This is a genomic window from Casimicrobium huifangae, assembly GCF_009746125.1.
Classification (GTDB): domain Bacteria; phylum Pseudomonadota; class Gammaproteobacteria; order Burkholderiales; family Casimicrobiaceae; genus Casimicrobium; species Casimicrobium huifangae.
In genome coordinates, this window is the sequence record NZ_CP041352.1 from 4,271,030 (window position 1) to 4,295,818 (window position 24,789).

The following is a 24,789-nucleotide window of genomic DNA, read 5'->3' on the forward strand; positions in this document are numbered from 1 at the left end:
CCCGGCGTCCGCTATTGCAGCGTGACGACCTTGGCCTCGAAACCCGCCTGTGCGAGCTTTGCACGCGCGGCCTCTGCCGCCTGTTTGCTGTCGTAGGGTCCCGCACGCACGCGGACGACAACGCCGTTGGACACGTCAATCTTCTCGGTGTAGACCGGAAACTTGAGTGCCTTGACGCGATCGTAGGCCTGCTTCGCCGCTGTTGGGTCACGCACGGCGATCACCTGTACGACCAGTTGACCGGGCTTGCGCACCGGTTCCGCCGCAGTCACTGGTGCGCTCTTGGCTGGGGCCTTCTCGTTAGCCTTGGTCGGCGCTTTTTCGGCGGGTTTCTCGGCAACTTTGGTCGCCGGAGCGGTTGCGGTTGCCGGTTTCGCAGGCGAAGTATCGGCCACCACCTTGGCCGGAGCCTTGTCAGGAACGGCGGCCGCAACAGCTGCAGGCGCGCCCGCCTGGGCACCAGTCGGCTCGCTGATCGACGCGATCTCCGCCGGCTTGTCGGCAGCGGCTTTCTTGCCGTCGGGAAATTTGGGATCGAATTTGGTGCCTTCGACCGGCGGGATGCGCACATCCACGTTGTCCGGCAGCGGCGGCGGCTCGCGTTCGAGGAACATCGGCACCGCCACGATGGCGATCAGCAACAGCACACTCGCCCCAAGCAGCCGGCGATTGGCGCGGCGCCGCAACTGGTCGGCGCGTTGCGGTTCGTCGATATTGGGCGCGGCTGCTGCCATTAAAACTCAGGCCCCGGAGACTTGCGCCACCGTGAGGAACGATCCAAAGACGACGATTCTATCGGCTTCGGCTGCCAGTTTCCGCGCCGCAGCATATGCGGTGGCGACATCGGTATGGCGGTGAATCTGGCGATCCGGGATACCGTTTTCCGCCAACGCCGCCAGCAGCAGCGGCAAGTCAGCGCCGCGCGGACCGGGCAGCGGCGCGATGTGCCATTCGTCGATACGGCGCTTAACCGCGTCGATCACCGCCGCAATGTCCTTGTCGCGCAGCATGGCAAACACCGCGTAGGTCACTGGAAAGTACGCCATGTCAGCGAGCGCTCGCTCAAGCGCAATCGCCGCATGGGCGTTATGCCCGACATCGAGCACAGTCACCGGTCGCCCCGGAAGCACCTGGAATCTGCCTGGCCATTCGACTTCGAGCAGGCCCTGCTTGACCGCCCCCTGCGCCACCGGCAGCCGATCACGCAGGCAGTGCAGCGCGGCCAGCGCCGCCGCCGCGTTGCCAAGCTGGTAGCTGCCGCGTAGCGCCGGAATCGGCAAACCGTGGCGATGCGCCACGCCATCGCCGCCCGCCGCCGGGTCGCGGATCCAGAAGCCCCATTGCTGCGGCGCTTCGGCGATGCGGTGCCAGCCGAAGTCACGCCCGATATAGTGGCCGTGGGCGCCGTGGCCGTTCATCGAATGCGTCAAGGTCACCGGCGGATCGGGCTCAGCAATCACCGCGTGACGGCCGCGGCGCAGGATGCCGGCCTTCTCGATCGCGATCAGCTCGCGCGTTTCGCCAAGGAACTCGGTGTGATCGACGCCGATGCTGGTGATCACCGCGCAGTCAGCATCGAGAATATTGGTGGCGTCGAGCCGACCGCCGAGGCCAACCTCGATCACCCAGGCGTCCAGCCTGGTGGCGGCGAACAGGTGAAACGCTGCCAGCGTCGTGTATTCGAAGAAAGTCAGCGACACGTCGCCGCGCGCCGCCTCCACGGCGTCGAACGCGGCGACCAGCGCCTGATCACTCGCTTCGGCGCCGTTGACGACCACCCGCTCGTTGAAGCGATGGATGTGCGGTGACGTGTAGCGGCCGACACGGTAGCCCGATGCACGAAGGATGGCGTCGATGTAAGCACACACCGACCCTTTGCCGTTGGTGCCCGCCACCAGAATCACCGGACAAGCCGGCGCCACCTGCATGCGCTCGTAGATCGGCCGGATGCGCTCCAGCCCCATTTCAATCTCAGGCCCGGAACGGATCGTGTAGATGCGTGCCAGCCAGTCAGCGAGCGTGGTCATGGCGTGGAACGAAGCAATGGGGACAAGCAGCTTTTCGCTGAAACGCTTATTTCATCAGGGCTACGCCGAATATTCGGCGAAAGCCGACTTTTGCCGTATTTCGCCAATGAGCCCTTTTTAGACGTCATTTCAGCGAAAAGCTGTACACCCACGAGGCTGCGATGACGGTCGCTCAGGACGCACGCAGGGACGTCAGCAGTTTCGCCAGCGTCGGCTTCAGCTCGCGGCGATCGACGATCAGATCAATGGCGCCCTTGTCGAGCAGGAACTCGGCCCGCTGAAAACCCTCGGGCAATTTTTCGCGCACCGTCTGCTCGATCACGCGCGGGCCGGCAAAGCCCACCAGCGCGCCCGGCTCGGCGATCACCACGTCGCCCACAAAGGCAAAGCTCGCTGACACACCACCCATCGTCGGGTCAGTCAGCACGCTAATGTAGGGCAGTTGCTTCTCAGCCAGCTCGGCCAGCCGCGCCGTGGTCTTGGCCATCTGCATCAGCGAGGCCAAGCCTTCCTGCATGCGCGCGCCGCCCGACGCCGCGATCGACACGAAGCCGCACTTGGCCTTGATCGCAGCATCAACGCCGCGTGCGAAACGCTCGCCGACCACCGAACCCATCGAGCCGCCCATGAATTCGAACTCGAAACACGCCACTACGGCGGGCACCTTCTCGATCGCACCCTGCATCACCACCAGCGCGTCGGTTTCGCCCGTCGCCTCGGTCGCCTGCTTCAGGCGGTCCGGATACTTCTTGCTGTCCTTGAATTTCAGCGAGTCCACCGGCGTCACATCGGCGCCGATCTCCTTGCGGCCGGTCTCGTCAAGCAGCGCCGCCAGCCGCGCCCGCGCACCAATCCGCATGTGGTAGTTGCACTTCATGCAGACGTGCTGGTTCTTCTCAACGTCCGAGGTGTAGAGCACGGTGTCGCACGAGGGACACTTGAGCCAAAGGCCCTCCGGCACGCCACGCTTGGCGCCGGTATCGCCTTTCACCGAAGGAATGATTTTCTCGATCCAGGACATAGGCAGCGATGGGCGGGTAACCCGCTCCGTTTTCTCGTGAGGGCGTGATTGTCGCGGATTTGGGGGAAAGCGCCTAACAGGCGTGCGTGCCGCCAGCGCGCGCCGTGGCCACCCCTCCGTTCGCCCTGAGCTTGTCGAAGGGTCTGATGGAATGAAGAGGTTCGTATGCCACCAGCGCGCTTCGTGGCCGCGCGGGCCAGTCACTTTTCTTGCTTCGCCAAGAAAAGTAACCAAAAGAAGGCGACCCCAACGATTCGCCTGATTCCTGCGGTGCTCGCAACGCGCGGGACCCGCACAAATCGCCCGATGGCGCGCAAGTCTGCGCGCAGTGGGCTCATCGTGCGGGTCTACGACCGCGCGTCGCTCCGCTCCTCGGGGCGCATCCATGGGGCCCTGTCGAACTAACGCTTGATCGCTTCGCGATGGGGTTCACGGGAACCCGGATGCCAGCATCCGGGCTACAACGCTGCGAGCTGATTGGTCCGCATACAACGTGGCGCTTACAAAGTGTTGGAATTGACGTTTGAAGCCTCGGATGCGAGCATAGTCCGCATTAAAGTGATTAATTGCTCTGTCCATGGACGTCGCCGCAATCGGCTCATTGTTCGGCAGCTTGAAGGCTGCAACGGATATTGCCAAGCTAATTCGAGAAAGCGGGATCACGCTGGAGCGCGCTGAACTAAAGCTGAAGCTCGCGGAGTTGATGGAGGCACTCGCCGATGCAAAGATCGGCGCGGCTGAAGTGCAGCAACTGATCCTTGAACGCGATGCGGAAATTCGTACGCTGCGCGAGGAAGCTCGGGTGCGACGCGACCTTCGTTGGGAGCCGCCGTGTTACTTTTTGCCGGATGCCACACAGAGCAGACAAGAGCAGGCATACTGTCAAAAGTGCTACGACGGCGACAGTCGCCTAGTCCGACTGCACACTGACGGAAAGGGGCTCTACTCGTGCGTCGTCTGCAAACAGACCTACAAGACCCAAGAGCGTCAAGCGTCTGACGACGCCAAAGTTAGAGCCGCGAGGCAGTATCGGTCAGATAGCCCTTTCCCTCGAAACTGGTAGGTGTGTAGCCCGGATGCTCGCATCCGGGTTCCCGTGACCGCCATCGCGAAGCGATCAAGCTTCGGTTCGACGGGGTCCCCATGGATTCGCCCCGAGGAGCGGAGCAACGCGCGGTCGTAGACCCGCACCATGAGCCCACCGCGCGCAGACTTGCGCGCCATCGGGCGATTTGTGCGGGTCCCGCGCGTTGCGAGCACCGGAGGGAAACAGCGAATCGCTGGGGTCGCCTTCTTTGGGTTACCTTTCTTGGCGAAGCAAGAAAGGTAACTGGCCCCGCGCGGCCACTGAGCGCGCTGGTGGCGCCCGCAACCCGTGTCTGGAGGGCGACCATCCCCCTCTCCCTAACCCTCTCCCACAGGGGGAGAGGGGACCAGCTGCGTTCATGGTTCGACAAGCTCACCACGAACGGGGGTGAACTACGCCCTCACGCAATCGACAAAATACCGCTCCACCCCCTTGTCGTGCTCCATCACCAGCCCGTGCACATCGGTGTCGAAGCCGGGCAACAGCGTGTTGAATTCGCGGGCGAACTTGAGGTAATCGACGATCGTCTTGTTGAAGCGCTCTCCGGGCAGCAGTAGCGGAATGCCTGGCGGGTAGGGCGTCACCAGCATGGCGGTCACGCGCCCTTGCAGCTCGTCCACCGGTACCCGGTCCACCTTGCGGTGCGCGAGATGCTCGAAGGCGTCGCTCGGCTTCATCGCTGGTTCCATCGGCGACAGATACATCTCGGTGGTCACCCGCGCGACGTCGTACTTGCGGTAGGCCTCATGGATGCGCTGCGCGAGGTCGCGCAGGCCCACGCGCTCGTACTGCGGGTGCGCATGCACGAACTCGGGCATCACCCGCCACAGCGGCTGGTTCTGGTCGTAGTCCATCTTGAACTGCTGCAGCTCGGTGACCAGTGAGTTCCAGCGGCCCTTGGTGATGCCGATGGTGAACATGACGAAGAAGCTATAGAGACCGGTCTTTTCGACGACGACGCCATGCTCGGCGAGATATTTGGTGACCAGCGACGCCGGAATACCCTGCTTCGAGAAACGGCCGTTGACGTCCAGCCCCGGTGTGACGATGGTCGCCTTGATCGGATCAAGCATGTTGAAGCCGGACGCGATATTGCCGAAGCCGTGCCACTTGTCAGTCGGCTTCAGGAACCATTCCTCGCGCTTGCCGGAGCCGTTGGAGTCAAACTTGGTGGGCCCCCAGGTCTTGAACCACCAGTCCTTGCCCCATTCCTTATCCACCTTGGCCATCGCGCGGCGGAAGTCGAGCGCTTCGCTGATGCTCTCCTCCACCAGTGCGCCACCGCCCGGCTGCTCCATCATCGCCGCCGCCACGTCGCAGCTGGCGATGATCGCGTACTGCGGGGAGGTGGAGGTGTGCATCAGGTACGCCTCGTTGAAGCGCGTGAAGTCGAGTTTCAGGTGCTCGGCGTCCTGCACCAGAATCTGCGACGCCTGCGACAACCCTGCCAGCAGCTTGTGCGTGCTCTGTGTGGCGTAAACCATCGAATCCTTGCAAGGTTTGCGGCCGGGGCCGATGGCGTGCATGTCCTGATAGAACGGGTGGAACGCCGCATGTGGCAGCCAGGCTTCGTCGAAGTGCAGGTTTTCGACGTACCCGGCCAGCTCTTTCTTGATCGTCTCGACGTTGTAGAGCACGCCGTCGTAGGTGCTCTGGGTGATCGTCATCACCCGTGGCTTGGCTTTCTTGTCCTTGACCAGCGGATGTGCGTTGATCTTTTTCTGGATCGATTCGCGCGAGAACTGGTCGCGCGTGATCGGCCCGATGATGCCGAGGTGATTGCGCGTCGGCTGCAGGAAGATCGGCACCGTGCCGGTCATCATGATCGCGTGCAGGATGCTCTTGTGGCAGTTGCGGTCGACCAGCACGATGTCATCGCGCGCCACGTTGGCGTGCCACACCACCTTGTTCGACGTACTGGTGCCATTGGTCACGAAGAACAGATGATCGGCGCCAAAAATCCGTGCGGCATTGCGCTCACTGGCGGCCACCGGGCCGGTGTGATCGAGCAGTTGACCCAGCTCTTCCACCGCATTGCAGACGTCGGCCCGCAGCATGTTCTCGCCAAAGAACTGGTGGAACATTTGTCCCACCGGGCTCTTCAGAAACGCCACCCCACCGGAGTGCCCCGGGCAGTGCCAAGAGTACGAGCCGTCGCGTGCATAGTCCACCAGCTCCTTGAAGAACGGCGGCGGCAGTGCTTTGAGGTACTTGGTGGACTCGCGCACGATCATCCGCGCGGTGAACTCCGGCGTGTCCTCGAACATGTGAATGAAACCGTGCAGCTCCTTGAGAATCTCGTTCGGCAGATGCTGCGAGGTGCGCGTCTCACCGAACAGGAAGATCGGCACGTCGGCATTGCGCCGGCGGGTCGCCGCAATGAACTTGCGCAACTCGACAACCGCAGTGCTCTCGGCGCCGTCCTCGTTGATCTCCTCATCGTCGATCGACACCACAAAGGCCGAGGCCCGCGCCGCCTGATTGGCGACCATGCCGACGTCAACGTAGGTGAAGCCCCCGACCACTTCCATGCCTTCATCCTCCAGCGCCTTGGCAAGCGCGCGGATGCCAAGGCCAGACGCCGACTCGGCGCGCCAGTCTTCATCGATGATGACTACGGGGAAGCGAAATTTCATGCGGGTACCTTCAGAAGCGCCCGGATTGACACAACGGCGTCAGCGTATGGGCGTGACCCCGAATGCTACCGAAACGAACTGTCCAACCCCACCGCGCGCGCGGTTTTACGCGGGTTTCAGCGATGCTGCGCCGCGATATACTGCGGCCCCATTCACTCGGGCACGCCGCGCGTGCTTTCCCTGCCGTCATGAAGGCTTCGCTGTGGCCCGTCTCGCTTGTCGGCCCACGCTCACTTGAGCGTCTCGCCCGCTTTCTGCGTCCTCACGCACTTCCTGCGACGGCGGCGTCCCCGGTCAGCGAAACGCGTCCTCGCACCATTGCCCAGAAGGCCTCGCACGTCGATGCTGCGGCGGACGACGGCGGCAGCCGCATCCGTGAAATTCCCTACAACTACACCAGCTTTTCCGACCGTGAGATCGTGATCCGCCTGCTCGGCGACGACGCCTGGGACGTGTTGCAGTCCTTGCGCGGGGAGCGCAAGACTGGTCGCAGCGCACGCATGCTGTTCGAGGTGCTTGGTGACATCTGGGTGGTGGAGCGCAACCCCTATCTGCAGGACGACATGATCGACAACCCGCGCCGCCGCGCGCAGTTGATCGAGGCTTTACGGCATCGCCTTGGTGAGGTGGAGAAACGGCGGAATGTGGATGTTGCCGACGCTGACGGTGAGACACGCAAGGAGAAAGTCGGCGAACTGGTGACACGAGCCGCCAAGGCCGTCGATCGCTTTGAAGCGCAGTTCCGCGAGACCTACGACCTGCGCAAGCGGGTGCTGAAGGTGCTCGGCCGCATCACCCACAAGGACAACATCACCTTTGACGGCCTCGCCCGTGTGTCGCACGTGACCGATGCGACTGACTGGCGTGTGGAGTACCCCTTCGTGGTGCTGCATCCCGACAGCGAGGACGAGGTTTTTGGCCTGGTCAAAGGCTGCATCGAGCTCGGCCTCACCATCATTCCGCGTGGCGGCGGTACCGGTTACACCGGCGGCGCGATTCCGCTGTCGCGGCTGTCGGCGGTGATCAACACCGAGAAGCTGGAGACGCTGTCCCCGGTGCGTTTTGAGCCGCTGCCCGGTGGCGCCAACAACGGCGAGCCATACGGCGTCATCGAATGCGAAGCGGGCGTCGTCACGCGGCGCGCGATGGAAGCGGCCGAACACGCCGGGCTGGTCTGGGCCTGCGACCCGACCAGCGCCGACGCCAGTTGCATTGGCGGCAACATTGCCATGAACGCCGGCGGCAAGAAGGCGGTGCTGTGGGGCACCGCGCTCGACAATCTGGTGCAGTGGCGCATGGTCACCCCCGACGGCGAGTGGCTCGAAGTCACCCGCATGGATCACAACGTCGGCAAGATTCACGACGCCAATCACGCGACCTTTCACCTGCAGTACCTGGACGAGAAGCGGCGTCCGCTGCGAGAAGAAACGCTGATCATCCCCGGCCCGAGTTTCCGCAAGATCGGACTCGGCAAGGACGTCACCGACAAGTTCCTCTCCGGTCTGCCCGGTGTGCAGAAGGAAGGTTGCGACGGCCTGATCACCTGGTCGAAGTGGGTGCTGCACAAGATGCCGCCGCACACACGCACCGTGTGCATGGAGTTCTTCGGTCAGGTGCGCGATTCGGTGCCGTCAATCGTGGAGGTGAAAGACTACCTCGATGCACTGCCCAAGACCGGCGATGCGCGGGTGATGCTCTCAGGGCTCGAACATCTTGACGAGCGCTATGTCCGCGCCGTTGGCTATGCCACCAAAGCCAAGCGCCATGGCCGGCCGAAGATGGTGCTGATTGGCGACATCGTCGGTGACGATGAAGACGCTGTCGCACGCGCCGCGTCCGAAGTGGTGCGTATCTGCAATGCCCGCGGCGGTGAGGGCTTCGTTGCCGTCAGCGGCGAAATGCGCAAGAAATTCTGGCTTGACCGCGCGCGCACGGCCGCGATCTCGAAGCACACCAATGCCTTCAAGCTGAACGAGGACGTGGTCATCCCGCTGCCGCGCATGGGCGACTATTGCGACGGCATTGAGCGCATCAACATCGAGCTGTCGATCCGGAACAAGCTTGCGCTGTGCGACCAGTTGCTCGGCTTCTTCGCGGGGCCGATGCCGCAGCATCGTTACGAGGAATACGGCGTTTCCGCCGAACTGCTGGCTGACAAGGTAACCGAGGCGCGTGCACTGGTTGCATCAGTCCGCACCAAATGGGCTGCGCTGCTGAACGGCGTTGGGCCTTCCTCCATCTGCAATACTGAGCCGTTCATCCAGGATCCGTCGTTCGCCGATGAGGCGGGGGCGCTGTCGCTGTTCCGCCAGTTGCAATCGCACGAGATTCGGGTGAGCTGGCGCGCCGAGATCAAGTCGCCACTGGAAGACATCTTTGCCGGCGAGGCGCTGAAGCCGATCGTCGAGCGGCTGCGGGCCATTCATCAGGAGGTCCTGCGTGGCCGGGTCTGGGTGGCGCTGCACATGCACGCTGGTGACGGCAATGTGCACACCAACATTCCGGTCAATAGCGACAACTACGAGATGCTGCAGGAGGCCAACGCCGCCGTCGCGCGCATCATGCGGCTTGCACGCGCGCTTGATGGGGTGATTTCGGGCGAGCATGGCATCGGCCTCACCAAGCTGGAGTTCCTCACCGACGACGAGATCACGCCGTTCCAGCGCTACAAGAACAAGGTTGACCCCGAGGGCCGGTTCAACAAGGGCAAGCTGTTGCCCGGTGGCGATCTGCGTTACGCGTACACCCCCTCGTTCGGCCTGCTCGGCAGCGAGTCGCTGATTCTGGAGGCGAGCGACATCGGCGCCATCAGCGATTCGGTGAAGGACTGCCTGCGTTGTGGCAAGTGCAAGCCGGTCTGCGCGACCCATGTGCCGCGTGCCAACCTGCTGTACAGCCCACGCAACAAGATCCTCGCGACCGGCCTGCTGGTCGAGGCTTTCCTGTACGAGGAGCAGACCCGGCGCGGCATCTCGCTCAGGCACTGGGATGAGCTGGCGGACGTGGCAGACCACTGCACGGTGTGCCACAAATGCGTGAACCCGTGCCCGGTGGACATCGACTTCGGCGATGTGTCGATGGCGATGCGCAATCTGCTGCGCAAGGAAGGCAAGAAGAAGTTCAATCCCGGTAACGCAATCGCGATGACACTGCTCAACGCGCGCGATCCGGCGACCGTGAATCTGCTCAAGCGTACGGTGGTCAACACCGGCTACCGTGCGCAGCGCTTCGCGCATGGCCTTGCACGGCGCTTCGGCCTGATCGGCTCGCAGACCAAGCGGCCGCCATCGACGACAGGCGGCAAGCCGCCGATCAAGGCGCAGGTGATTCACTTCATCAACAAGCCGATGCCCGGCGGCCTGCCCAAGCAGACCGCGCGCAAACTGCTGGATATCGAAGACGACAAGGTCGTGCCGATCATCCGCAACCCGAAGCTGGATGCGCATGAGCAGGAAGCGGTGTTCTATTTCCCCGGTTGCGGCTCGGAGCGCCTGTTCTCCCAGGTTGGGCTCGCCACGCAGGCGATGCTCTGGCACGTCGGCGCCCAGACCGTGCTGCCGCCGGGCTACCTCTGCTGCGGCTACCCGCAGACGGCCAGCGGCAATCACGACAAGGGCCAGGAAATCACCACCGATAACCGGGTGCTGTTCCACCGCGTTGCCAACACGCTGAACTATCTCGACATCAAGACGGTGATCGTGAGCTGCGGCACCTGCATGGACCAGTTGCAGAAGTACCAGTTCGAGAAGATCTTCCCGGGCTGCCGCCTGCTCGACATTCACGAATACCTGCTGGAAAAGGGCGTCAAACTCGAAGGCGTGACGGGTACCCGCTACATGTACCACGACCCCTGCCACACGCCGATCAAGACGCAGGCGCCAATGAAGGTGGTCAACGGTTTGATGGGACAAGACGTCGCGCTCAATGACCGCTGCTGCGGCGAGAGCGGTACGCTGGCCGTCACCCGGCCCGACATCTCGACGCAGGTACGCTTCCGCAAAGAAGGCGAGATGCGCAAAGGGGCCGATGCCCTGCGCGCGATCCCGGTGAAGTCCGCTGACGGCAGCGAGAAGAAGTTCGACGGTGACGTCAAGATTCTGACCAGTTGCCCGAGCTGCCTGCAGGGGCTGTCGCGCTACAACGATGACGCCGGCACCACCGCCGATTACATCGTGGTGGAGATGGCGAAGCATCTGCTCGGGCCAAACTGGATGGCAGAGTACGTCGAGCGCGCCAACAGCGGCGGCATTGAGCGGGTGCTGGTGTAGGCAACCACCGGGCCGGGGGGCCGGCATAATCCGCTGGATGGACTACCAGCCCGTTCTTGACCGCATCCACGCTGCGTTGCAGCCCGTTATCGGGCAGGGCAAGGTGGCATCCTACATTCCGGAGCTGGCGAATGTGGCGGCCGATCAGTTCGGCATGGCGGTGGTTGATGTCGCGGGCAATGTGTATGCGGTGGGTGACGCGGGCAAGCGCTTTTCGATCCAGTCGATTTCGAAGCTGTTTGCACTGACGCTGGCGTTCCAGCGCGAGGGCGATTCGCTGTGGACACGCGTTGGCCGTGAACCCTCCGGTAATCCGTTCAACTCGCTGGTACAACTGGAGCGCGAGAACGGCATCCCGCGCAACCCGTTCATCAACGCCGGCGCGCTGGTGATCACCGACATGCTGGCAAGCCGCAGCGTGAACGCGGCGCAATCGCTGGTGGACTTTGTACGCAAGCTCGCGGGGGTGGCGGACATCACCTACAACACGCGGGTGGCGCAGTCGGAAATCAGCACTTCATCGCGCAACGCGGCGATGGCGCATTTCATGAAGAGCTTCGGCAACCTGCACAACAAGGTGGGCGAGGTGCTGCATGCCTATTGCCACCACTGTGCGATCGAGATGAGTTGCGTGGAACTGGCGCGGGCGGTGGGTTTTCTGGCCAATCACGGCGTGAATCCGTGGAACGGCGAAACGGTAGTGGACCCGAGCTCTGCCAAGCGACTGTCGGCGCTGATGCTCACTTGCGGCACCTATGACGCCGCCGGTGACTTTGCCTATCGTGTTGGTCTGCCGGCGAAGAGCGGCGTCGGCGGCGGCATTGTGGCGATCCTGCCCGGCGAATGCGGCATCTGTGTGTGGTCGCCCGCGCTGGAGGAAAGCGGCAACAGCCACGCCGGTTCGCTGGCGCTGGAGATGTTCACCTCGCTGACCAGGCGGTCGATCTTTTAGACACTTGTCCGTCGTTTGCCCTGGCGCTCCGATACTGGCAAACCCGAACGTAAGTGCACAAGTCTTGTCCTATCCTGCCGGGCTCGGTTGCCCCGCCGGGCAGCCCACCCTTTCAGCCAACAAGATTCAGGAGTTCCCTCATGCTGCATGAAACCCATTCCGCCGCGCAGGACGAAGTCAACGCACTCGTACCCGAAATCAAACTGAACCGCCGCGGCTTCATGGTCACGTCGCTCGGTGCCGGGTTTGCTGCGTCAGTGCTGCCTGTCGCCGCGCAGACGATCACCACGTCGGCTGACGGACTGGTTGCCGGCGAAGTGAAAGTGCCCACCAAAGACGGCGACATGGTCGCTTACCGTGCCATGCCAGCCACTGGCACCGGTTTCCCGGTAGTGCTGGTGGTGCAGGAAATCTTCGGCGTGCATGAGCACATCAAGGACGTGTGCCGTCGCTTCGCCAAACTCGGCTACTTCGCGATTTCGCCCGAGCTGTTCGCACGACAAGGCGACGTGACCAAAATCACCGATATCCCGAAGATCATGAGCGATGTGGTCAGCAAGGTGCCCGATGCGCAGGTGATGGCCGATCTCGATGCCTGCGTTGCGTACGCAAAGGCCAGCGGCAAGGCCAATACCGACAAGCTGGCGGTGACGGGTTTCTGCTGGGGCGGCCGCATTACATGGCTCTATGCCGCACACAATCAGAACGTCAAGGCCGGTGGCGCCTGGTACGGCCGTCTGGTGGGTGCTTCCAATCCGATGACTCCGGCGCACCCGATCGATCTGGTCGACAAGATCAACGCGCCAGTGCTCGGACTGTACGGCGATGCTGACGCAGGCATCCCGAACGACACGGTCGCCAAGATGGAAGACGCTCTGAAAGCCAAGGGCAAGAAGAGCAAGATCATCCTCTATCCCGACGCGCCGCACGCCTTCAACGCCGACTATCGCCCGAGCTATCGCAAGGCGACAGCCGAGGCCGCGTGGAAGGAACTCATCGCCTGGTTCAAGGTGAATGGCGTGGCGTGACATCACAACAGCTTTTTGCTGAAAACTTTGCTGCGCAAGGGGCAAGGGCGCAAAAACGGTAAAAGTCGACCGATTTCGCCGGATTTGTCCGTTTTCAGTGCATTTCCCGCGTCGCGGCACTCCAATCCCGGCTCTGGCCGGGATTTTGTTTCAAGCGTATCGAAGCCATGCGTGCTCGCAACCGGCAAGCATCAGCGCGCCCTAGCGCAAGCGATTGAAGTAACTGCCGCAGTAGTCACGCAGCACAGTCTCGTGCGAGTCGAACGCGAAACTCACGAGCGGCAGGTACGCGTCGGGATAGCCTGACTCTTTCAGCGCGCGCAGAAAGCGCTCACGCATCGCGTTGGACAAATCACTTTCTTCACCATGGCAACGCTGGGCATCGGTTTCATAAAAGAACCAGACGCCAAGATGCTTTGACCAGCGCTCGAACGCCGCCACGGTTTCGATGTAGCGCACGGGGACGTGATGCACGTCAATCCACTGCCGCGTCAGCTTGACCGCGTTGTCGACAGATGCATAGAGGTCGCGGCGGTACGTCCACGGCCAGCGCATGTCAGGGTGTCGTTGCGATGTCGCGCACCTGCCGAGTCCGCGCCTCGGTCAGCGATTGCATGCAGCCGAAGTACGCGAGGCGATCAGCACTGCCTCCGGTCAACTGACCATGCACAAGACACTCGGCATCACGAAAGGCCAGCCACTTGCGTTGCGCGTCGCGCAGCAGGTCAGCGGAGGTGACGCTATGCGCGGGGTCATTTGCTTCGCGATCCATCTGGTCGAGTTGCCTGAGCGTCTGCCGCCACACGGCGTTCAGCGTACCGTCCGCCCGCTCGTACGCCTTGCGCGCTGCGCTTACGAGCTGCGCGTCACTCATGGGCGCAGACGTCTGCGCGTGAACGTGCGCCTGAGCCGGGATCAACATCGCCAGCGCGACGACTGGCAGCAACGTGCTTCGATGTCGCGTCAAACGTCGTCCGATACTCATTGATAGGCAGAGCAATCGCCCCACACTTTGATCGTCGGCGCGTCGGACAACACGGGGATCGACGTCCGCGTGAAGTCGAAACGCTGGCCCGCGCTGGCGACTGTGGACGTTGCAACCGGATTGACGGTGTAGACGCGATGGATGGTGCCATCGGGCGCGTACACCGCGATCACGGCTGCTGGCGCACGACACGTGCCGCCGCCAACGACGATGGAGCCACTGGCCTTGATCCAGCCCTTGCTCGTCGTCTCGGTGGCGAAACCTTCGACCTTGACGTCAGGTGGCGATCCGCTGCAATCGCGCGCACCCGCGCGGGCAGCGACCTTGGCCGCCTTGCCCGAAATGTTCTTGTGGTCGCGCACATATTCGACCGGCGACATGCCGCCCGGCGGCAACCACTGCCGCGACGCGACCGCCATTTCCTCGCGTTCATTGGGGCGACCGCCCGAGGCAATCGAGGTCACTGTCAGGTCCTGATCCTGTGCATCGCGCAGGCGCAAAAGCATGCGTGGTGCGCAAGCCCAGCGATCGCTGCGGTTGTGAATTTCAGCAGTAACGCGCACGAACTGGACGTCGGCGTTGACACTGGAAACGTTGGTGATCTCGAGCGGCGGCTTTGATCCGTCGGCCGGTTGCGCATGTGCAGGCGCGTGCAAGCATGCGTATGCGAGGCCGCTGGCAATCAGCACGGCGCTGATTCGCGGCGTTCGGGCTTGCCGTTGCAAGTGATTTTGAGTGGACGTATTTCGGGCAATCATCGTTTGTAGAGCAATGCGTCGAGGTGGTTGGATGGATGCACCGGGTCGCGGCGACGGTCGCTGACCTTGCGTGCTGCGTCCGATGCGGGATCGGCGTTGTACGCGGTGAACGTTTTTGCGGCATGGCGATAGTCGTTGCCGGTGATCGCGAGGCCGCCGTTCCAGGTGATGCCGATTGGCGTGCCTTCGTAGCGCAGCAACACCTGTGGCATCGCGGCAGCGAGGTCGACCTCGGGATAGTCGTTGCGGCGCACGAACTGGCTGATCTCGTTGCCGATCATCTTTGCGAAGGTTTCCCACGACACGATCTTCGCGCCCTTGCGCGCGGCGAGCCTTGCGTTGAGGGCATCCAGCTCGGCGGCAGGCGTCCGCCGCGAAATTGACATCAGCGTCATCGCGTACTGATCTGACGGATCGATGAGCACCTGCGCCGGCTGCGCTGCGGCATCATCAATCACGCCGGCCACCAGCATCGCGACCAGCAGTGTTGCACGCACGCTCAGTGCGCCCGCTGCGCAAGCGCCTCGCGCCGCGCCTGCCACGCGGCCAGCACGGCGGTCAGCATCACCATCAGCAGCAGGATCGCATCGCTCACGGTGGGCACGGCAATAGCCTCGGCAACGGCCGCCGCGCTCACGTTCACGGTCAGGCGACCATTGCTGGTCTGCCCGTTCGCGTCGACGACGTAGAAGTCGAGACTGTAGTTGCCCAGGAAGGTCGGCGTGCCGCGCAATTCACCGTCAGCACCCAGTGTCAAGCCGGGGACTGGCAACGTGTACGCGACGAAGGTGTACGGCCCGGTGCCGCCACTGACGACCGGCGCGGGCGAGGTGAACGGCACACCGAGGAAGGCGTTGTGCGCAATCGGACTCGGCACGATCACCACGGGCGGCGTCGCGCCGCCAGCGGTGATGGCGTACCACGTGGCGCTGACGCCGCCAATGGTGAGTCTCACCGTCACCGCAGTGCGCGGCGTCGCGGCGGTCGTGCGGCGCACGCAGACAGTGTCGAAATTGCTTATGGTGCCCGGTGACGAGGTGAATGTGCCGCTGCAGCCGATCGAGTATTCACCGTCCACCACCGAGACCGGAGCGACGGTGTTGATGCCGCGGATGGCGATGGTTTCCGAGCGTTGCAGTGTGTTGACAGTCAGTCCTGACATCAACGGGATGTTGAATGCGTCCGGGGTGCTGTCCGTGCCACCGGCAGCGGCCGTGGTGGACGAGAAGGTATCGGACACGCCGCCAATCGTCAGCACGGTATCGACCCGCGTCAATGGTGTCGCGGCACTCATGTGGCGAACGCAGACCACGTCGTTCGGCGCGATGGTGGATGCGGTGCTGATGTAGGTTGCAGTGCAACCCACCGAGTAACTGCCGTTCGTGACACTGATGGGCACTGGCACTTGAAAGCCACTGACCGACATGACCTCCGAGGTTCGAGTGCTCGAAGTCGGCACGTCAAACTGATCAGTAAAGCTGAACGGGAGCGGTGTCATATCAACGGGCGTTGACTGGGTGGTACTGGTGAATACATCGGAAACACCACCGATCGTGAGCGTCGTGTTCACGGCTGTAGCGAGTGAAGCAGACGAGGTGTGGCGCACGCAGACAATGTCGCCATTCATGATCGTCGATGCGGTTGTGATGTAGGTGGCGGTGCAGCCGATCGAGTAGCTGCCACCGGTCACCGAAATCGGCGCAGGCGCGTCGATGCCGGAAATTGAGACCGGATCGGACGTCACCACCGTGCCCGGTAGCACGTCGGTCTGGTCGGAAAAACTGAACGCATCGGGCGTGGTGTCGCTGCCAGCAACGCCTGCGTACGAGAGCAACTTGAAACGCACCACGTTGCTGCTGTTTTGCGATTCGTAGACCACGTAGGCAGGCAGCGACGGCGTGGTGCGGCCCAGTGCGTGAACGGCGGCCACTGACGATCCACTGGTGAGCGTATCGACCGTGGTCGGTGCCGGAATCGGGCCGCCCGGCGTGTAGTCGATGCGGCGCAACGCCTGAGCGTTGTCCTGTCCGGCATGAAACACCGCGACTGATTCCTGTCCAAAGGCGACGAAACCGCTGGCGGCAGCGCGACGCGCGCCCGCCACAGCCGTCGGTGAGGAGAGCGCCTGATCACTGTAGGTCGGAGCAGCCGTTTCACAAGCGGCCATACACAGGGCAACCTTCGTGAGCACCTGATAGTCGGGGCTCACCGGCACCACGGCCTGATAGGTAACGAAATGATCGCCGGCTGCGGTGACTGCGATCGACGAAAACAGATTCATCGCCCTGGAATCGGTGACGCCGAAAATTGACGACAGGCTGTACGCCGGGCTCGCGGTATCGCATGCGCCGGTGCAACGCGCGACGCGAAGCTCGGAGCGTTGGACGTCGTTGCCAAAGTCGGTGTAGGCGATGATGGGTTTGCCGGCGTATGCCGTCATCGATATGCGGTTTTCGGTGGTGCGTCCGGTCTGGTTGTCGACTGTGGCGATGTTGTACGTGGCGCTCGCCGAGGCGCAACCCGTGACGCAGGTGGCGACGCGAAGCCGGCGCTGGCCCTCCGCCGTCTGGATAAACGCCACCGTTTGCCCGCTGCCGCTTGCGCCCGCATCGATCAGCGCGATCCGGTCCAGCGATCCCGACGCCAGTGTTGCGACGGGGTGACTGACGTAGCGTGGCCGTTCGCTATCGCATTCTGCGATGCAGCGCGCGACCATGACCGTGCTCGGGCTCGCGCCCGCAAACGAGACGTCCACCCACGTGATCATCGGATTGCCGTCGCGTGCGATAGCTGCCGCGACATACTCTCCAAAGACGGAGCTGGGCGCGTTGCTGATCACCCGATCTCGCCACACCGGATTGGCCGTGCCGCAATTGCTGACGCAATAAGTGATGGCGATTTCCTGCACCACACCACAACCGGAGGTGGCACACCGTTTATAGGCAATGAACGGTTCACCGTTGAAGAGTGTCGCGCTGGTGCTCTGTTTCGAGTACACCTCGCGATCAGCCGGGAGCAGCACCGTGCTGATGGTTTGCGCGTTGGCGGTCATGACGCACGCGCTGGCGATCACGGCCAGGGCTGCGCGACAAATTGCCCGACACACGGTGGAGAGTGGTGATTGCTTCATGGATTTCTGGAGGAGGAGAAACAGGGTGAACAGGGGCGCGGGTGTATCCGGCTCAGTGGTTGCGGCGGTCCGTGCAGGTCCAGGTGAGGACTTTGCAATCGTCACGACCGCAGCGATCCGTCGCCTGCTGTAGTGCAATGGCCTTGGTGGGGCCGCTGCCAGCGCCGTAAGTAATGCTGCCGACCGCGAGCGCGCCGCAACCATTGGCGAACCACATCATCGAACGGCACTGGCTGCCAGCGCAGCGCGCGACGGCGTCGGCTTCGGCAGCGGCCTGGGATGCGTGGTTGTAGGAGTAGCCGTAGGCGCGTGTCTGCTTGTTGAATGCGATGGCGCCGTACTGATTGCTGGCGTGGGCAGCGCCTGCGGTTAATGCTGTCAGCGTCGAAAGCGTCGTCAGTGCAGCCAGCGTGTGCTTCCAGCGGCGTGACGGCGTGTTGCGATGGCTTGATGGCAAATTCATGAGTCAATCCCGTGCGATTTGCGTGATGCGGTCACCCGCAGACCTGTGAGAAAGGCCGCAGCAGCGGCACGCGCTTCGCGCTAACAGGCAGGCGTCAGCAACGAAGCGCGGCCCCGCGACGGTTCGCCCACAGGCATTGGCGACGTGAGCATTGTTCGGACGCGCTGCGTCGCGGGCTACATGCGTTGCACCTACGTCTTGCCTACGTGGTGCCGCACGAGCCGCTTTTTCGCTTTCAGCTCTTGCGTGAAATGACCATTCCATGGGGGCTGGAAGCGCATTTATGCCTTTAGTCGACTTTTGCTGCGTTGCAGGCCCACGCCCCGTTAAATATGGGTTTCAGCGCAAAGTTGACTAGCCTTTTGGTGCTCGAAAAGCCCAGTCACAAGCCCATCTGCCAGTGCACGATCTCTACGACGGCGCGGGCGTAGAGTTGCTGCACGCCCCACTTCGCGGCGATGAACAGGCCGCCTGCGAGCACGAGCTTCCAGACTTCGCGCCAGCGCGTGACGCGAAAGAACTGGCGGAACGCGAACACCACGATCAGCGTCTGCGCGACACCCATCGTCCACGGCGACCACTTGCGGTGCCACTGCAAAACCTCGGGCGCGCGCCAGACGAGGAGCGGCAACTGGTTCACGATTTGCAGCGCGATGCAGACGGCGTGGATGTACACCGCGAGCGCGAGGATTTCGGTCGCGTTGTAGCCGAGCCGCTTGCGGAACACGAGCATCGCGCTCGCGTAGATTGCAATGATGCCGAGCGAGAACGACCATTTCGAGTACTCGCGCACCAGCGCAAACATGCGCTGCGCCTCCTCGCTCGCGAGCGTGGGCACGAGGTACTGCGTCTCGCCAAGCAGCACGACGAGCGCGCCGATCATCAGCAGCAGCAAGCCGAGCGGATGCATCTGCGCGCTGCGCTTGCCGAGCACGTAGTCACGCGCGAAGCCGCCCGGCGAGCGGATCAGTTTCCACACCGACTTGATGGCATCAAGTTCGAACCAGCGGAAGCGGCTCCACGCCTCCTTGCGTACCGTGCTGCCGCCGATGCGCGCGGCTTTCTTCTGGCCGCAAGCCGCGCAGTAAGCGCCCGTCAGCGGAACGCCGCAGTTCAGGCAGTCATCGCGATCGAAGTGGCTGTTGCTGACGCGCGCGGGCGAGTCACTCACCCGTGACGCTGTCGGATTCAGCATTGATTCACGTTGTTGCCACGGCCATCAGTTGAAGCGCAACGCATCGAAGCTGAGCGCGTTGAACTTGTTGTCCCACGGCTCGGCCGTGCGCAGCGTGAACTGGTAGGCCTTGCCTTCGGCGAGCTGCGTGGTCATCATCTTCTGCGCGTAGCCGTCGACGTGGATCAACAGGATGTCGCCGCTGCTGGTCTTCAGCTCGATGAGGTTGCCGCCCCTGACGCGACTGGCTTCGAGCACATGCTTGCGCCACTTTTCGGCCTTCTGCAGGGTGTATTCCTTCGCGCCATTGAGCGAGGTGACGACGCCCTGCACGCGCACCAGGCGGCGGAAGGTTTTCGACGTCGCCGGGTTGTAGGGGCTGCCGTTGCGATTGGCTTCTTCCTCGGCCTTGCGTACGGCGACATAGTCTTCGTACACCGGGTAGTTGATGCGCCACTCCCAGTTTTTTGCGGCGCGGCGCACGAAATCGGCAGCGTTGCCGACCTGTTCGCTCGAGCTTTCGCTGAGCGGCTTGCCCTTGCTGAACTTGAGGCCCATCTTGTAGAAATTGCTGAGCGGCTCTTTCAGTTGCGAGTTGATGCTGGTCTCGTCGATTTCCGCAGCCAGCCCGGCCCCCAGCGCGACGCCCACCGCTTCCTGTTTCGGCGCGACCACCAGTACCGCGCCGTTGCCCGTTTCCATCTTGCCAACGCGCAAGAGTCGCATCATCGCGTGGGCGTATTCGTCAGCGCTCATGCCGTGTGTGCTGTTGACGATGAGAGTCACGACCTCGACATCCTTTTCCTTCGCAAAGTCATACATCGCCTTGGCGATCTTCGCCTTTGCGTTGGGATGCACGAGGCCTGTTTCGTCCATCACGAAACGGTCAAATTTCGAGGGGATCGCATCCTTGCCGGGCGCCGGGATCACGTCCGCGCCATCGAGTTTCGCAATCGGACCTGCGGTTGGCTCGGGTGGCGACGACACCTTGGCGATCGGGGCAGCGGGCGCCTTGGCGCTGATGGACGGCGGGGGTGGCGCAGGCGGCTCGGATTTGCCGGCTACAGCAGCAGGCGGCGCGGCGGGTGCCGATGTCGGTGCCACTGCCAGCGCAGTGCCATCGCACTGATTCGACTGCTGGCGACAGGCCTGCTTCCAGCCTTCGGCAATCGCCGCGACGCGCTTGCGACGACCGGGGTGCGTCTGTCCGTCCTGCTCCGGCACCAGCGTTTCGATCGCCTTCAGCGAATCGGCGAGCGAGGCACCCATTTTGTAGAGCACGAAGCCGCTGAACTTGTCGGCCTCCAGCTCAATCGGCGGCTGGCTGCCGCCGGGCACGATGGTGTGGCCCGAGAGGTGATGCCCGATCTCGTGCGCCATGATGCTGACCGGTGCCCAGTTGTTGTTCTTCGTGGCACGCGTCACATCGCCCATGAACTGCGGGTTGTAGGCGATCACGCGACGCGGAATGCGGTCCGGCCCGGCCACGATCACGGCAGCGGCATTGGGCACCTGGCCGCGCACCACGTCGAAGTTCTGCGGCAGGCCGGTGTATTTCATGATCTCTGCCACCACGCGCGTGCCCTCTGCACCAGAACCCTGCGACAAATCAGGCGGCGCGAACTTGACCGGACTGCCGTCGTAGGAGCAGGCCTGCAACGCGGCGGCTAGATCGGCGGCGAGCTGTGCTTTAGTCGGCTTCGCGGCGGGTGCGGGCGGCGGCGCGGGTGCCTTGCTCTGCGCCATCGCGGGCACCGCGGGCAGGCTCAGGCTTGCACATGCGAGCGCACAGGCGATCGTAAGCAGCCGCAGGCGCGGCGGCGTGGGGGCGACGGCTTCTGCACGGATCGTTGATGCGGCGGAACCTGGATCGGACGGGAGAGGAGGAAAACATTGCGGCTTCATGGCCGCGATTGTTGTGGCGCGCGCGGCGCGCAGCCACCTGTGTCTGACCTACGCCAGACCTACGGGAGGGCGTTTTCCAGGGTTTGCAGCCGCAATGCGAGCTGCGCGGCAACGTCTGCCTCACCGGCCAGCTTCGCGGCGTCGATGCCGCGCACGAGCGCGTTGCGCACCTGCGTCCACACGCGGGTACGCTGCGCGGTAACTGCGTCGTCATGCACGGCCGACAAAACATGATCACGGTAAAGCGCGGCCACCTGCGTGGCGCATCCGACGTGCGCAGAGAGACCGGTGCCAGCCGTATCGGGATTGCCCGCGTCCAGCATCGCCTGAAGTGCCAGCAGATCGACATGAACCACCCCCTGGTTCAACGACAGTCGCCGCTCCGACAGACGCAGCGCGGCGTCATTGCCCAGCCGTTTGCGCAGGCGGTGCAGCGCCGCGTCGAATGCCTTCTGCGCGCCTTCGCGGCCATCGCCGGGCCAGAGCTTGCTGATCAGCGGATCAATCGGCGCCGGCTGCGGCAGGGCTGCGAGCACCTGTTGCAACAGTTCAACCGACTTGCGCATCGCACGCTCGTTGCCATCGCCATCGCGCGTCTCGATCTGTAGTTCGCCGAGGCACGCGATGCGCACCGCATACGGCCAGTTGGGTGGTGCGCCGGCAGGCGCTTCGAGCTGGCGATGACGAATCACGGTGTCGGCGAAGTCCGGCTCGATGTGGTGTCGCAGCGCGGCGGCGCAGAGATCGGCAACCGCCGATTCGGCACCGTGCATGACATCGCGGTAGTCGGTCTCGCGCAGTGCGGTGAACGCCTCCCGCAACAGTGCGACCGCATCGACATCGCGACGCGTGGTGGCGACGGCGGCACGGATCGCCAGCACGAAGGCATCGAGCCGCTTGCGACTCATGCCGCCCATGCCGGAGGCGAGCAAGGGTTGCAGCGACGCGAGCGCAGCGTCATAACGGCCAAGCATCAGCCGGCACACGCTTTGTCCAAGCCAGAGCATCGGACCCTGCTCGACGTTGGTGTTGGTTTCGTGATAGAGGCTGATCGCGGCGTCAAAGCGCGCGAGCGCCGCGTCGTACTGCTTGAGCGCAATGAAGAGATTGGCCTCGGCCCACAACAGCGTGGCGCGGATCAGCGGCTGCACGCGCGCAAAGTCCGGCTCGTTCGACAGCAGCAGCGGCAACGCCTCCTGCGCGCGGCGCTGACGGCTGCGCACGATGATGCGCCAGGCGTTGACGTGGCATTGCGATTCGAGATCGCCGAGTTCACTGGCGAGCTGCGCGGCGCGTTCGAGCACGGCATCGGCCTCTGGCAGGCGACGCTGATAGACATAGCCGATACTGAGGCCAACCAGCCACATGCGCTGCGCCGCGACACGCGCCTCGGGCAGGGCGCAGATGGCATTCGCCGCGACCTCGACCGCGCGGGCGCTCGCGAGATCGTTGCGGATATAGAACTGTTCGTGCAGGATCATCGCCACCCGCAGCCGGAAGTTCGCCGGACCATCGCGTTGCAGCGCGGCAAGCAGCCACGCCATGATTTCCGGCGGAATCTGCGTGCCGCGATTGAGCGTGGAGACCGCGCTGAGATACGCTGCCGCCGCGTAGATCGCAAGCGGTCCGGGAACGCGTTGCCAGTGGTTCAAGAAGTCGGTCTCGCAGCGTTCCGCAATCGCCATCGGTGCCTGCACATCAAGCCGCATGGCACGGTGCAGGCTCAACAGGGTCCCCGCCGCGAGAATGCGACCGAGCGCGGCGGCGTCGCCCGAGACGCTGGCAAACAGGCGCTCCGCGCTCAGCGCAGCGTCGCGCGCGGCGGTGGGCGTCGTCAGCGCCAGCGCTTCGCCGAGCCAGAAGTGCAGCCAGGGCCGTTCCTGCAGAACCGGCGAGGCGGCCGGAATCATCCGCACCAGTTCCACAACGGTGTGATCCTGCCCCTGGCGCAACAGCGCGAGCGCTTCCTGCTCAATCATGTCGGCAAGACGATCCAGTTGGTCGCCCTGCGCGTAAAGCGCGCCAGCCGCCGTCAATTGCCCGACGTCACGCAGCAGGTTGGCGCTTTGCAGTCGCAACTGTTGCAGCGACGGTTGCGATTGCCATGATTGTGTTGATGACAGCGCTGCATTGCCGTGCCCGAGGCGGCGTTGCAGGAAGGCGCGGAAAACCGGATGCACGCGGTAGTACGTCTCGGCACCGGCGTCGATCTCGACGAAGCCGTTGTGGCGGTGCAGTTGTTCGAGCAGCACGGCGCTGTCGGCGTCGCCCGACACCTGCGCCGCCTGCGCCGCCGTGAAGCGCGGCAGGAAAGCGGTGGCGCGCAGCAGTGACTGCTGCGCGGCGGGCAGATGATCGAACACATCGGCCGCGAGATAGTTCATCAGCGCCGGGGCGTCGAGCGAGGTCGCCGATGCTGCCGACGACGCAGATGATGGCGGTGGCGAGGCACCGGCGCGCCGGTCATCGTGGCGCAGCGCGTCGCTCGCGAACACCAGTCCCACAGCCCAGCCGTCAAGCTCGTCGCGGCAACGCGCGATGCTTTCGGACGGCAACTTGAGCGCGCGCTTGTCGAACAGCGCCGCTGTTTCGTCGAGGCTGAATTTGAGCTCGTCACGCGCAAGCACGGTGAGCTGCTGATGGGCGATGCGGCGTGCAAACCGCGCGCCCGGTTCGCTGCGGCTGATGGCGATCAGCGTGAGCAGCTCCGGCGCTTCGTCAATCGCCACATCAAGCAGCGTGTCGATCACCTCGGCGTCGACATCCTGCACGTTGTCGAGCACCCAGACCAGCGGTTTGCGCAAACGCGAAAACAGGGTGCGGAAGAAAAGCCGCGCAAAGCGGGCGAGCTGGTCGCGGTGCTCGGGGCCGTAGGCGAACGTGGGCGCGACGTCGCTGGCGTGCGCGGCGAGCGCATCGCGCAGGCGCGGCAACAGCACGCCGGGGTCGCTGTCCGCCGCATCGAGCCGGAGCCAGGCGGTGGTGCGCCGCGAGCTGCGCAGCCATTGCGCGACGACGGTCGTCTTGCCGGCGCCCGCCGGGCCGCAGACCCAGAGCGCACCATGCGCCGTGGCGTCGCGCATGCGCTGCTGCAACGCCGGACGGGCAATGACCGTGGCGGGCAGACGGGGCGCGGGGAACGACGATGGATCAGCAGAAGCGGGCGAAGCGGGCAAAACGAAGGTCAATACTGCAACGGAGGACTGCAATTATTGACGACGGCGCGATTCCGTCGATGCCGCTGTCATGGCAATTGAGAGGATCAGCTTTTTCCAGAAGCCCCATCCGTCCAAGCGTGGAAGATAATTTCTGTCGCAGTCGACTTTTTATAAAATAACAGCTCGTGCCCCGTTAA

The 24,789-nt window shown here is 63.6% G+C and carries 17 protein-coding genes; 4 read left to right on the plus strand and 13 right to left on the minus strand.

What is annotated here, in order from left to right; genetic code table 11:
- Positions 1-11: 11 nt before the first annotated feature.
- From FKL89_RS19340 to accD, 3 genes are all read right to left on the minus strand, one after another.
- On the minus strand, positions 12-734 hold the full coding sequence (locus FKL89_RS19340; protein ID WP_156864343.1) for an SPOR domain-containing protein: 723 nt from the start codon (positions 732-734) through the stop codon (positions 12-14).
- Positions 735-740: 6 nt separating this feature from the next.
- Positions 741-2,027: a bifunctional tetrahydrofolate synthase/dihydrofolate synthase gene (gene folC / locus FKL89_RS19345; RefSeq protein WP_156864344.1), complete on the minus strand. Its 1,287-nt coding sequence runs from the start codon at positions 2,025-2,027 to the stop codon at positions 741-743.
- Between the two features lie 172 nt (positions 2,028-2,199).
- Positions 2,200-3,048: an acetyl-CoA carboxylase, carboxyltransferase subunit beta gene (accD, locus tag FKL89_RS19350; RefSeq protein ID WP_156864345.1), complete on the minus strand. Its 849-nt coding sequence runs from the start codon at positions 3,046-3,048 to the stop codon at positions 2,200-2,202.
- A 577-nt stretch (positions 3,049-3,625) separates the two neighbouring features.
- On the opposite strand from accD, the gene FKL89_RS19355 reads away from it, so the two are divergent.
- Positions 3,626-4,111, plus strand: coding sequence for a hypothetical protein (locus FKL89_RS19355; RefSeq protein ID WP_156864346.1), 486 nt, complete (start codon positions 3,626-3,628; stop codon positions 4,109-4,111).
- Between the two features lie 416 nt (positions 4,112-4,527).
- Here FKL89_RS19355 and FKL89_RS19360 read toward each other — a convergent pair whose 3' ends face one another.
- Positions 4,528-6,771 (minus strand): Orn/Lys/Arg family decarboxylase, encoded by a 2,244-nt coding sequence (locus tag FKL89_RS19360; RefSeq protein WP_156864347.1) that lies wholly within the window; start codon positions 6,769-6,771, stop codon positions 4,528-4,530.
- 317 nt (positions 6,772-7,088) lie between these two features.
- Between FKL89_RS19360 and FKL89_RS19365 the strand changes: the two genes are divergently transcribed.
- From FKL89_RS19365 to FKL89_RS19375, 3 genes are all read left to right on the plus strand, one after another.
- A complete protein-coding gene (locus FKL89_RS19365; protein WP_395706599.1) occupies positions 7,089-11,039 on the plus strand; it encodes a DUF3683 domain-containing protein in 3,951 nt (1,316 codons plus the stop codon).
- Between the two features lie 37 nt (positions 11,040-11,076).
- On the plus strand, positions 11,077-11,991 hold the full coding sequence (locus tag FKL89_RS19370) for a glutaminase (RefSeq protein WP_156864349.1): 915 nt from the start codon (positions 11,077-11,079) through the stop codon (positions 11,989-11,991).
- Between the two features lie 140 nt (positions 11,992-12,131).
- Positions 12,132-13,019: a dienelactone hydrolase family protein gene (locus FKL89_RS19375; protein ID WP_156864350.1), complete on the plus strand. Its 888-nt coding sequence runs from the start codon at positions 12,132-12,134 to the stop codon at positions 13,017-13,019.
- 201 nt (positions 13,020-13,220) lie between these two features.
- Here the strand turns inward: FKL89_RS19375 and FKL89_RS19380 are convergent, their stop codons facing one another.
- The 9 genes from FKL89_RS19380 to FKL89_RS19420 form a co-directional block, all read right to left on the minus strand.
- Positions 13,221-13,574, minus strand: coding sequence for a hypothetical protein (locus FKL89_RS19380; protein ID WP_156864351.1), 354 nt, complete (start codon positions 13,572-13,574; stop codon positions 13,221-13,223).
- A 1-nt stretch (position 13,575) separates the two neighbouring features.
- A complete protein-coding gene (locus tag FKL89_RS19385) occupies positions 13,576-13,893 on the minus strand; it encodes a lysozyme inhibitor LprI family protein (protein WP_162527594.1) in 318 nt (105 codons plus the stop codon).
- A 107-nt stretch (positions 13,894-14,000) separates the two neighbouring features.
- Entirely contained in the window at positions 14,001-14,660 is a 660-nt protein-coding gene (locus FKL89_RS19390) for a hypothetical protein (RefSeq protein WP_156864353.1), read from the minus strand.
- Positions 14,661-14,758: 98 nt separating this feature from the next.
- Positions 14,759-15,259 (minus strand): hypothetical protein, encoded by a 501-nt coding sequence (locus FKL89_RS19395; protein WP_156864354.1) that lies wholly within the window; start codon positions 15,257-15,259, stop codon positions 14,759-14,761.
- Positions 15,260-15,261: 2 nt separating this feature from the next.
- Positions 15,262-17,892 carry a hypothetical protein gene (locus FKL89_RS19400; protein ID WP_156864355.1) on the minus strand — a complete coding sequence of 877 codons (2,631 nt, stop codon included), beginning with the start codon at positions 17,890-17,892 and terminating at the stop codon, positions 15,262-15,264.
- Positions 17,893-17,944: 52 nt separating this feature from the next.
- Positions 17,945-18,355 carry a DUF4189 domain-containing protein gene (locus FKL89_RS19405; protein ID WP_156864356.1) on the minus strand — a complete coding sequence of 137 codons (411 nt, stop codon included), beginning with the start codon at positions 18,353-18,355 and terminating at the stop codon, positions 17,945-17,947.
- A 382-nt stretch (positions 18,356-18,737) separates the two neighbouring features.
- Complete coding sequence (locus FKL89_RS19410; RefSeq protein ID WP_156864357.1) at positions 18,738-19,550, minus strand: DUF3667 domain-containing protein; 813 nt, start codon at positions 19,548-19,550, stop codon at positions 18,738-18,740.
- Positions 19,551-19,574: 24 nt separating this feature from the next.
- Entirely contained in the window at positions 19,575-21,434 is a 1,860-nt protein-coding gene (locus FKL89_RS19415; RefSeq protein WP_156864358.1) for a TPM domain-containing protein, read from the minus strand.
- 59 nt (positions 21,435-21,493) lie between these two features.
- Complete coding sequence (locus tag FKL89_RS19420) at positions 21,494-24,622, minus strand: AfsR/SARP family transcriptional regulator (protein WP_156864359.1); 3,129 nt, start codon at positions 24,620-24,622, stop codon at positions 21,494-21,496.
- Between the last annotated feature and the right edge of the window lie 167 nt (positions 24,623-24,789).